The following is a 9507-nucleotide window of genomic DNA, read 5'->3' as shown; positions in this document are numbered from 1 at the left end:
GTGGCCGTCGACGCGCCCGCCTTCACCGGCCGCCACCTGGCCCGCCTCGCGGCAGGCACCCTCGCCGCCGTGCGCGTCCCCGGGTTCCTCGGCGCCGCCGCGTGCCGGGCCGTGACCGACGCGCTGGACAGGCTGCCCGTCGCGCTCATGGACGCGGACCGGGTGCCCACCCCCGTGCTGCGGCTCGGTCCCTCGCTCAACGACTACCGGCGGCCCGGCGGTGGCCTCGACGCCGAGCGCTACTGGCCCGAAGCCGAGGCCGCCCACGAGGGCTGGAGCCGCGCCGGCATGGACCCCGACCCCCTGGCGGTCGCCTTCGAGCGGCTCGGTACGGCCTGGGGCGCCCCCGTCGAGCCCGCCACCATCGGCGGCCGGGCCGTCTTCGGCGGCACCTTGCGGGAGGCCAACGCCGGGATGCTCATGCACTACGACGACGTCAACCGCGAGTTCCCGGACGGTCTGTTCGACCAGGACGTCGTCGCGCAGCTCGCGTTCAACCTGTACGTGAGCGTCCCGGCCGCCGGCGGCGCCACGAGCGTGTGGCGGCGCCGCTGGGAGCCGGGCGACGAGGGGCACCGCGAGGCGTACGGCTTCCTGCCCTCGGCCGTCGAGGGCCACCAGCGCGTCGACCTGCCGCCCCACGTGGGGGACGCGCTGCTCATCAACCCCGTCCACTTCCACGCCGTGGCGGCCGGCACCGGCCCCGGGCGGCGGATCGCCTTCGCCTTCTTCCTCGGCCTGACGACGAAGGGCCGGCTCGTCGTATGGTCCTGACATGATCCATCTGACGCACGAGGACGTCACCGCCGCCGCCGAGCGGGTCGCCGGGCGCGTGCGGCCCCTCGCGGTCGCACCCGCCGACACGCCCGGCACATGGTTCGCCCTGGAGCACCTCCAGCACACCGGCACCTTCAAGGCGCGCGGCGCGATCAACTTCATCCGCGCCCACCAGGAGTCCGGCACGCTCCCGGACTCCGGCGTCACCATCGCGTCCGGCGGCAACGCGGGCCTGGCCTGCGCCTGGGCCGCACGCGCCGAGGGCGCGCGGGCCACGGTCTTCCTGCCCGCCACCGCGCCCGCCGTGAAGGTGGCCCGGCTGCGCGCGTACGGCGCCGACGTGCGGCTGGTCGGCCGGGAGTACGCGGAGGCGCTGGACGCCTGCCGGAAGTTCGCCGCCGACACCGGGGCGCTGGCCTCGCACGCGTACGACCATCCCCTCATCGCCGCCGGCGCGGGCACCCTCATGGAGGAGCTGCACGCGCGCCTTCCCGACCTGGACACGGTCGTCGTCGCCGTCGGCGGCGGCGGGCTGTTCGCGGGGGTCGCCGCGTCCGCGCACCACCACGGCGTACGGGTCGTGGCCGCCGAACCGGAGAACTGCCGCGCCCTCAACGCGGCCCTCGCGGCGGGCGAGGTCGTCGACGTCCCCGTCGACTCGGTGGCGGCCGACTCGCTGGGCGCCCGCCGGGTCACGCCCATGGCGCTGTACGCGGCCCAGCAGTACGACGTCTGCTCCGTCCTCGTCCCGGACGCCGCGATCGTCCGGGCCCGCCAGGCCCTGTGGGACGACCACCGCCTGGCCGTCGAGCACGCCGCGGGCACCGCACTCGCGGGCCTCCACGCCTACGCCCCGTCCGAGGGCGAGCGCGTCGCCGTCGTCCTGTGCGGCGCCAACACCGATCCCGGCGACCTGGCGGCGTCGTCATCTGGTGGGGAGCCCGTCGGCGCGGCACCATCGGGGGCATGACGCTGACACTCGCCGAAGCCGACAAGGTGCTGGCCGACAACTTCGCGCCCTGGGTGCTCGACCTGGGGCTGATCGTGGAGGAGACGGGGGAGCGGCACGCGGTGCTGCGGCTGCCGTGGTCGTCCGGGCTGGCGCGGGAAGGGGGCGGGATGTCGGGGCAGGCGCTGATGGCGGCCGCCGACACGGCGACGGTCCTGGCGGTGTCCTGCGCCCGCGGGGGCTTCGTACCGATGACGACCGTGCAGCAGTCGACGTCGTTCCTGCGGGCCGTGACCGGGGCCGACGTACTGGTGGACGCGCGGATCTCCAAGCTCGGGCGGCGGATGGCGTTCGCCGAGGTCAGCATGGTCGCGGAGGGCGGGACGGAGCCCGCGGCGCGGGCCTCCACCGTGTACGCGCTGCTCGGCTGAGGCCCCGATGCGCCGGTGCCCGAAAACAAGCACGGGAAATTTTTCAAACGGGCAAATCGGGCACCGCTACGGTTCCCGTATATCGAACACCTGTCGTCACGACGCTTAAAGACATGGTTCAAAGGTGAACTGATCTTTTATTCCTTGCCAACTGGCCGTTTCGTCCCGCATAACCCAAGGGGGAGATCGCGGAGTTCGATACTCCGGATGTGGAAACCGCAGCACCTACGGTCCTTCTCATGACCCAGGTGGAAGCACGGCCCCAGGCCGGAGACACGGTAAGGAACGTTCCCGCGCCAGACGGGAGCGGCGGCGGCGTACGTACCAAGGGACTCGGCGGGAACTCCGTCGGGCTGATGGGCGGTGCCGTCATCGGCATCTCGACCGTCGCCCCCGTCTACTGTCTGACCTCGACTCTCGGCCCGACCGTCAGCGAGGTCGGCCTCCAGATGCCCGCCATCTTCCTGGCCGGGTTCCTGCCCATGCTCCTCGTGGCCTTCGCCTACCGCGAGCTGAACAGGGCCATCCCCGACTGCGGCACCTCCTTCACCTGGTCCGTGAAGGCCTTCGGCCCCAAGGTCGGCTGGATGTGCGGCTGGGGCCTCCTCGTGGCCACCGTCGTCGTCCTCTCCAACCTCGCGGGCGTCGCCACCTCCTTCTTCTGGCTGACCGCGGGCGAGATCACCGGCAACCCGGCCATCGCCGCACTCGACGGCAACAAGGCCGTCCACATCCTCACCACGCTCGCGTTCGTGGCCGCCGCCACCGTCGTCAGCTACCGCGGCCTCACCGCCACCAAGTGGCTCCAGTACGCCCTCGTCGGGCTCCAGCTCGTCGTGATCGTGCTGTTCGCGGCCATGGCCGTGACCAAGTCGGGCGAGATCGCCGGGTCGCTGTCCTTCTCCTGGTCCTGGATGAACCCGTTCGCGGTCGACTCCTTCGCCGCCTTCACCGCGGGCCTCTCCCTCTCGATCTTCATCTACTGGGGCTGGGACACCTGCCTCTCCGTGAACGAGGAGAGCATCGGCAGCGCCCGCACGCCCGGCCGCGCCGCGCTGCTCGCGATCGTCGTGATCGTCTCCTCGTACCTGATGGTCGCCATCGCCGTGCAGATGTACGCCGGCATCGGCGAGAAGGGCCTCGGCCTCGGCAACCCGGACACCGCCGACAACGTCTTCGCGACGCTCGCCGCGCCGATCATGGGCTCCGGCCTGGGCATCCTGCTCTTCGTCGCCGTCCTGGCCTCCGCCGCCGCCAGCCTCCAGACGACTTTCATCCCGGTCGCCCGCACGGCGCTCGCCATGTCGACGTACGAGGCCTTCCCGCCCGCCTTCGCGAAGGTGCACCCGGTCCACAAGACCCCGGGCCGCGCCACGATCGTCGCGGGCGTCGCCACCGGCGTCTTCTACTCGGTGATGAGCCTGGTCAGCGAGAACGTCCTGGTGGACACGATCTACGCGCTCGGCCTGATGATCTGCTTCTACTACGCGATCACCGCCTTCGCCTGCGTCTGGTTCTTCCGCCGCGACCTGACCCGCTCCGCCCGCGACCTGTTCGTGAAGGGCGTCCTGCCGGGCCTCGGCGGCCTGATGCTCACGGCCGTGTTCGCCCAGACCCTCAAGGACATGTGGGACCCGGCGTACGGCAGCGGCTCGGCGGTCTTCGGCGTCGGCTCGGTCTTCGTCATCGGTGTCGGCCTGCTGCTGGTGGGCGTGGTCCTGATGGCCTGGATGCACCGCCGCAGCCCGGCGTTCTTCCGCGGCGAGGTGCTGACGAAGGAGACGCCCGCTCTCGTGGTCGCGGACTGAGACACGGCCCGCCTTCCCCCTTCGGTCATCACGCGCGGCCGGGGCATCACGCCCCGGCCGCGCGTCGCGTTTCTCCGGGGGTATGCAGCCCCCTGGGTCCGCCTCACCGGCCCGTACGCGCTCCCCGTGCGGTCGCGTGGCGAGCGGTGCAGGGTGGACGTATGTACGACCTCTACGCCATCGCCGAGGAACACATGGTCGCCGCCCACCGCAGCGAGCACGGCCGCAGCGCGAACCTGATCCTGCGGGAGCGGCCCCTGCGGCAGACGGTGATCGCGCTCACCGCGGGCACCAAGCTCGACGAGCACAACGCGCCACCGGCCGCGTCGATCCAGGTTCTGCGCGGGGTCGTGAAGTTCAAGAGCGCGTCGGATGAGATCGAGCTGACGATGGGGGACCTGTTTCTGCTCCCGCACGAGCGTCACGGGCTGACGGCCGTGACGGACACGGCGTTCCTGCTGACGGCGGTCAACGACTAGGACGACCGACGCGTCAGCGTGCCGCCCCCCGGGCGATCACCGACGCGAGCTGGTGCGCGACGGGCGCGGCGCACACGCCGAGGTCGACGAGCCCGTACCCGGGGTCGCCCTCCCGTCCGGTGGCCCGGATGTCCAGCGCGGGGAGCTGGATGCCCGCCTGCCGCAGCGCGCCGGCGAGGGCGTCCCGGGCGTCCATGACCTCCTTGAACCGTGTGAATGCCGTGTGTTCTGCCGTGGCCATGGCTCAACTCCGTTCGTGATTTCCGCACATGGGAGGGTGACGTTCGGCATACGCTTCGTATACCGGGTGTCACGAGGATGCACGCGGAGCACAGAGCGATCGCCTGTGGCCGGGCTGCCCTGCCACGACGTACGGCAGCCCGTTCCACACCTTCCACAGAGGGGGGCCGCATGGAGCCGGATTGTGGTGTCACTGGCCGAAGCAACGAGCCTCGCCGCCGCTTCGCCGAGGAGCTGAGGTCGCTGCGGGAGAAGCGCGGCGACAGCCTCCGCAAGCTGGGCGCGGCGCTGGGCTGGGACTGGTCGTTGTTCGGAAAGATGGAGAAGGGGGCCACGCTGGGCAGCGTGGACGTCGTCGAGGCCCTGGACCAGTACTACAGCACGTCGGGCGTGCTGTTGACCCTGTGGGAGCTCGCGGTTGGGGACACGCCGCAGTTCAAGGCGAGGTACCGCCGCTACATGAAGCTGGAGGCCAAGGCCACGAGCATTCAGCAGTACTCGACCTGTGCGGTGCCGGGGTTGTTCCAGACCAGGGGGTACGCCCATCAGATGCTCATGCTGGGCGGTATGGAGCCGGGGAGAGGGCTGGACCAGCAGGTGGACGCTCGCCTCAGTCGTCGCAAGCTGCTCACCCGTGACGAGGCTCCGAAGTTCCGGGCCATTCTCGACGAGTCCGTGCTGCGTCGGGGGCTGACGGAACTGGCCGCGTGGCGGGAGCAGTTGGCTCACCTTGTCGAGGCTGCTACGTGGTCGAACGTCAGGGTGCAGGTCCTCCCGTTCTCGGTTGGGGTGCACGAGATGCTCAACACCGACACAGCGTTTCTGCGCCTGCCGGATGGCATGACGGTCGCCTGGGTGGAGACTGGATACAGCGGGGAGCTGGTCGAGGAGGCCGAGCGGGTCGATGAACTGATGCATCGCTACGATCGACTCCGCGACCACGCACTGTCCCCGCAGCAGTCGGTGGAGTTCGTACAGCGAGTACTGGAGGAAGTCCCATGTCCGCCGCCCCACGAATAGACGTGAGCGCCGCGCACTGGCGCAAGTCGAGCTACAGCAACCAGGACGGGGGCAACTGCGTCGAGGTCGCCGACAACCTCCGCACCGTCCCCGTCCGTGACAGCAAGGCGCCCCACGGGCCGGTGCTCGTGTTCCAGGCGGACGCCTGGTCGTCCTTCGTCGCGGCCATATCGCACGGCGGACTCCGCGCCTGCCCGTGAGTCGTCGGAATCCTGCGCCCCGCTCGTAGCGTTGGGCTGACAGGAGACCGCACAGGCAGAGGGGCCCGCATGCGCATCGCCGCCACCATCTTCCTCACCGACGAGACCATCACGCCCGTCCGGCTCGCGCGCGAACTGGAGCAGCGCGGGTTCGCCGGGCTGTACGTGCCGGAGCACACGCACATCCCCGTGGAGCGCGCCACCGGGTTCCCCGCCGGGGGCGAGCTGCCGCGGGAGTACGGGCGGACGCTCGACCCGTTCGTCGCGCTGGCGCAGGCCGCCGCCGTGACCGAGCGGCTGGAGCTCGGGACCGGGATCACGCTCGTCGCGCAGCATGACCCGATCGATCTGGCCAAACAGGTGGCCACGCTCGACCACCTGTCCGGCGGGCGGCTCACCCTCGGCGTCGGCTTCGGATGGAACCGGGAGGAGGCCGCCGACCACGGCGTCGAGTGGAAGACCCGGCGGGCGCGCGTGCGGGACCACATGGGGCTCATGCGTGCCCTGTGGGCGGATCAACCCACGGGGTACGAGGGGGAGTTCGCGTCCGTCAGGCCGTCACTCGCCTTCCCCAAGCCCGTACGCGGCGGCGCCCCGCGCATCCTTCTCGGCGGGGCCGCCGGGCCGACGCTGTTCGACGACATCGTCGCCCACGCCGACGGGTGGCTGCCCATAGGGGGCAGCGGGCTCAGCGACAACGTCCCCGCCCTGCGCCGGGCGTGGGAGCGCGCCGGGCGGGATCCGGAGGCGCTGCGGGTCGTGCCGTACGCCGTGCGGCCCACGCCCGGGAAGCTGGCGCACTACGCGGGCCTCGGCGTCGACGAGGTCGTCGTCCAGCTCCCGCCCGCCGGCGCGGACGAGGTGCTGCGCGTTCTGGACGACTACGCCCGGTACCTCTGACCGCGGTGGTCACCGCTCGTATGCTCGGGGGATGACCAGCACCGGAACCGGCCGCCCCCCGACCGAGAACGCGATGCGCCGTGCCCTGAAGCGCGCGCGGGACGGCGTCGCGCTCGACGTCACCGAGGCCGCCGTCCTGCTCCAGGCGCGCGGCGCGGACCTGGACGACCTGGCCGCATCGGCCGCCCGCGTGCGCGACGCGGGCCTCGCGGCCGCCGGGCGGCCCGGGGTCATCACGTACTCGAAGAGCGTGTTCGTGCCGCTCACCCGGCTGTGCCGGGACAAGTGCCACTACTGCACGTTCGCCACCGTCCCCGGCAGGCTGCGCCGCGCCGGGCACGGGATGTTCATGTCGCCGGACGAGGTGCTGGACATCGCCCGCAAGGGCGCGGCGCTCGGCTGCAAGGAAGCCCTCATCACCCTGGGCGACAAGCCCGAGGACCGCTGGCCGGAGGCGCGCGAGTGGCTCGACGCGCACGGCTACGACGACACCATCGCGTACGTACGCGCCGTCTCCATCCGGATCCTGGAGGAGACCGGGCTGCTGCCCCACCTCAACCCCGGCGTGATGACCTGGACCGACTTCCAGCGGCTCAAGCCCGTCGCGCCCTCCATGGGCATGATGCTGGAGACCACCGCCGAGCGGCTCTGGTCCGAGCCGGGCGGGCCGCACCACGGCTCACCCGACAAGGAACCGGCCGTGCGGCTGCGCGTCCTGGAGGACGCCGGGCGGTCCTCCGTCCCGTTCACCAGCGGGCTGCTCATCGGGATCGGCGAGACGTACGAGGAGCGCGCCGAGTCGCTGTTCGCGCTGCGCCGCGTGGCGCGCGCCTACCACGGCGTCCAGGAGCTGATCATCCAGAACTTCCGGGCCAAGCCCGACACCGCGATGCGCGGCATGCCCGACGCCGAACTGGACGAGCTGGTCGCCACCGTCGCCGTCGCGCGGCACCTCATGGGCCCCTCCGGCTGCCTCCAGGCCCCGCCGAACCTCGTCGACGGCGAGTACGAGCGGCTCATCGGCGCCGGCATCGACGACTGGGGCGGCGTCTCGCCCGTCACCATCGACCACGTCAACCCGGAGCGGCCCTGGCCGCAGATCGAGCAGCTCGCCGAGCGGTCGCGGACCGCCGGGTTCGAGCTGCGCGAACGGCTCTGCGTGTACCCGGAGTTCGTGCGGCGCGGCGAGCCCTGGCTCGACCCGCGCCTGCTGCCGCACGTGACCGCGCTGGCCGACCCGGAGACGGGCCTGGCCCGCGAGGACGCGCTGCCGGCCGGGCTGCCGTGGCAGGAGCCCGACGAGGCGTTCACGGCGAGCGGCCGGACCGATCTGCACCGGACCATCGACACCGAAGGGCGCACGGGCGACCGGCGCGACGACTTCGACGCCGTGTACGGCGACTGGGACGCCCTCCGCGAGGCCGCCGCGCCCGGCCTCGTACCGCAGCGCGTCGACACCGACGTACGGGACGCCCTCGCGCAGGCCGCCGACGATCCGACGCGGCTCACCGACGACCAGGCCCTCGCCCTGCTGCACGCCGACGGGCCCGCCCTCGACGCGCTGTGCCGCATCGCGGACGCCGTACGGCGCGACAGCGTCGGTGACGACGTGACGTACATCGTCACGCGCAACATCAACTTCACCAACGTCTGCTACACCGGCTGCCGTTTCTGCGCTTTCGCGCAGCGCCGCACCGACGCCGACGCCTACACGCTCTCCCTCGACCAGGTCGCGGACCGGGCCGCGCAGGCGTGGGACGTGGGCGCGGTCGAGGTGTGCATGCAGGGCGGCATCCACCCGGACCTGCCCGGCACGGCGTACTTCGACATCGCGCGGGCCGTGAAGGAACGCGTGCCGGGGATGCATGTGCACGCATTCTCGCCGATGGAGGTCGTCAACGGGGCCAGCCGGACCGGCCTTTCGATCCGCGAGTGGCTCGCCGCCGCCAAGGAGGCCGGGCTCGACTCCATCCCGGGGACCGCCGCCGAGATCCTCGACGACGAGGTGCGGTGGATCCTGACGAAGGGCAAGCTGCCCGCCGCCACCTGGATCGAGGTGGTGCGGACCGCGCACGAACTGGGCCTGCGGTCGTCGTCGACCATGATGTACGGGCACGTCGACCAGCCCCGCCACTGGCTCGGGCACCTGCGGACGCTGGCCCGCCTTCAGCAGGAGACCGGCGGGTTCACGGAGTTCGTGACCCTGCCGTTCGTGCACACCAACGCGCCCGTGTACCTGGCGGGCATCGCACGGCCCGGGCCGACCGCCCGCGACAACCGGGCCGTGACGGCGATGGCTCGGCTGCTGCTGCACCCGCACATCACCAACATCCAGACGAGCTGGGTCAAGCTCGGCGCGGACGGCGCCGCCGAGATGCTGCGCTCCGGGGCCAACGACCTGGGCGGGACGCTGATGGAGGAGACCATCTCGCGGATGGCCGGGTCGAGTTACGGCTCGTACAAGTCGGTGCGGGACCTCGTCGCCATCGCGGACGCGGCCGGGCGCCCGGCGCGGGCGCGTACGACGCTGTACGGCGAGGTGCCGGAGGAGCGGCGGCGGGCGGCGGAGGCGTCGGACGGGCATCTGCCGGAGCTGCTGCCGGTGCTGACGGACTGAGGTTCTTTTCTTCCCCACCCCGTCCCTTCCCGAATCGGGGGCTCTGCCCCCGAACCCCCGCTCCTCAATCTCCCCCAAGCTCTTCG

At 71.9% G+C, this 9507-nt stretch carries 10 protein-coding genes; 9 read left to right on the top strand and 1 reads right to left on the bottom strand.

All coding sequences use genetic code 11. The features are described from left to right. The 5 genes from HTZ82_RS13210 to HTZ82_RS13190 all read left to right on the top strand — a co-directional run. Window positions 1–774 (top strand): proline hydroxylase (locus HTZ82_RS13210; RefSeq protein ID WP_217624049.1); only part of this gene is annotated, 774 nt, incomplete at its 5' end. Window position 775: 1 nt separating this feature from the next. After that, window positions 776–1747 carry a threonine/serine dehydratase gene (locus tag HTZ82_RS13205; RefSeq protein ID WP_175409548.1) on the top strand — a complete coding sequence of 324 codons (972 nt, stop codon included), beginning with the start codon at window positions 776–778 and terminating at the stop codon, window positions 1745–1747. Then, a complete protein-coding gene (locus HTZ82_RS13200) occupies window positions 1744–2157 on the top strand; it encodes a PaaI family thioesterase (protein ID WP_175409547.1) in 414 nt (137 codons plus the stop codon). Before HTZ82_RS13205 ends, HTZ82_RS13200 begins: the two co-directional genes overlap by 4 nt. A gap of 239 nt (window positions 2158–2396) precedes the next feature. Next, window positions 2397–3965, top strand: coding sequence for an APC family permease (locus HTZ82_RS13195; RefSeq protein ID WP_175409546.1), 1569 nt, complete (start codon window positions 2397–2399; stop codon window positions 3963–3965). 161 nt (window positions 3966–4126) lie between these two features. Next, window positions 4127–4444 carry a cupin gene (locus HTZ82_RS13190; RefSeq protein ID WP_175409545.1) on the top strand — a complete coding sequence of 106 codons (318 nt, stop codon included), beginning with the start codon at window positions 4127–4129 and terminating at the stop codon, window positions 4442–4444. A 13-nt stretch (window positions 4445–4457) separates the two neighbouring features. On the opposite strand, the gene HTZ82_RS13185 is transcribed toward HTZ82_RS13190, so the two are convergent. Next, window positions 4458–4685 (bottom strand): hypothetical protein, encoded by a 228-nt coding sequence (locus tag HTZ82_RS13185; protein WP_175409544.1) that lies wholly within the window; start codon window positions 4683–4685, stop codon window positions 4458–4460. 170 nt (window positions 4686–4855) lie between these two features. Here HTZ82_RS13185 and HTZ82_RS13180 point away from each other — a divergent pair, with 170 nt between their 5' ends. The 4 genes from HTZ82_RS13180 (at window position 4856) to HTZ82_RS13165 (ending at window position 9421) form a co-directional block, all read left to right on the top strand. Beyond that, a complete protein-coding gene (locus HTZ82_RS13180) occupies window positions 4856–5704 on the top strand; it encodes a helix-turn-helix transcriptional regulator (RefSeq protein WP_175409543.1) in 849 nt (282 codons plus the stop codon). Continuing rightward, the gene (locus HTZ82_RS13175; protein ID WP_175409542.1) at window positions 5683–5904 is read left to right on the top strand and encodes a DUF397 domain-containing protein; all 222 of its coding nucleotides are present in this window, start codon (window positions 5683–5685) and stop codon (window positions 5902–5904) included. The genes HTZ82_RS13180 and HTZ82_RS13175 overlap by 22 nt, the downstream gene beginning before the upstream one ends. 69 nt (window positions 5905–5973) lie before the next feature. Next, window positions 5974–6804: an LLM class F420-dependent oxidoreductase gene (locus tag HTZ82_RS13170; RefSeq protein WP_175409541.1), complete on the top strand. Its 831-nt coding sequence runs from the start codon at window positions 5974–5976 to the stop codon at window positions 6802–6804. A 31-nt stretch (window positions 6805–6835) separates the two neighbouring features. Next, complete coding sequence (locus tag HTZ82_RS13165; RefSeq protein ID WP_175409540.1) at window positions 6836–9421, top strand: bifunctional FO biosynthesis protein CofGH; 2586 nt, start codon at window positions 6836–6838, stop codon at window positions 9419–9421. The last annotated feature ends 86 nt before the right edge of the window (window positions 9422–9507 follow it).

Source organism: Streptomyces sp. TRM64462 (assembly GCF_013362995.1).
Classification (GTDB): Bacteria; Actinomycetota; Actinomycetes; order Streptomycetales; family Streptomycetaceae; genus Streptomyces.
This window is presented reverse-complemented; position numbering and strand designations above follow the sequence as displayed.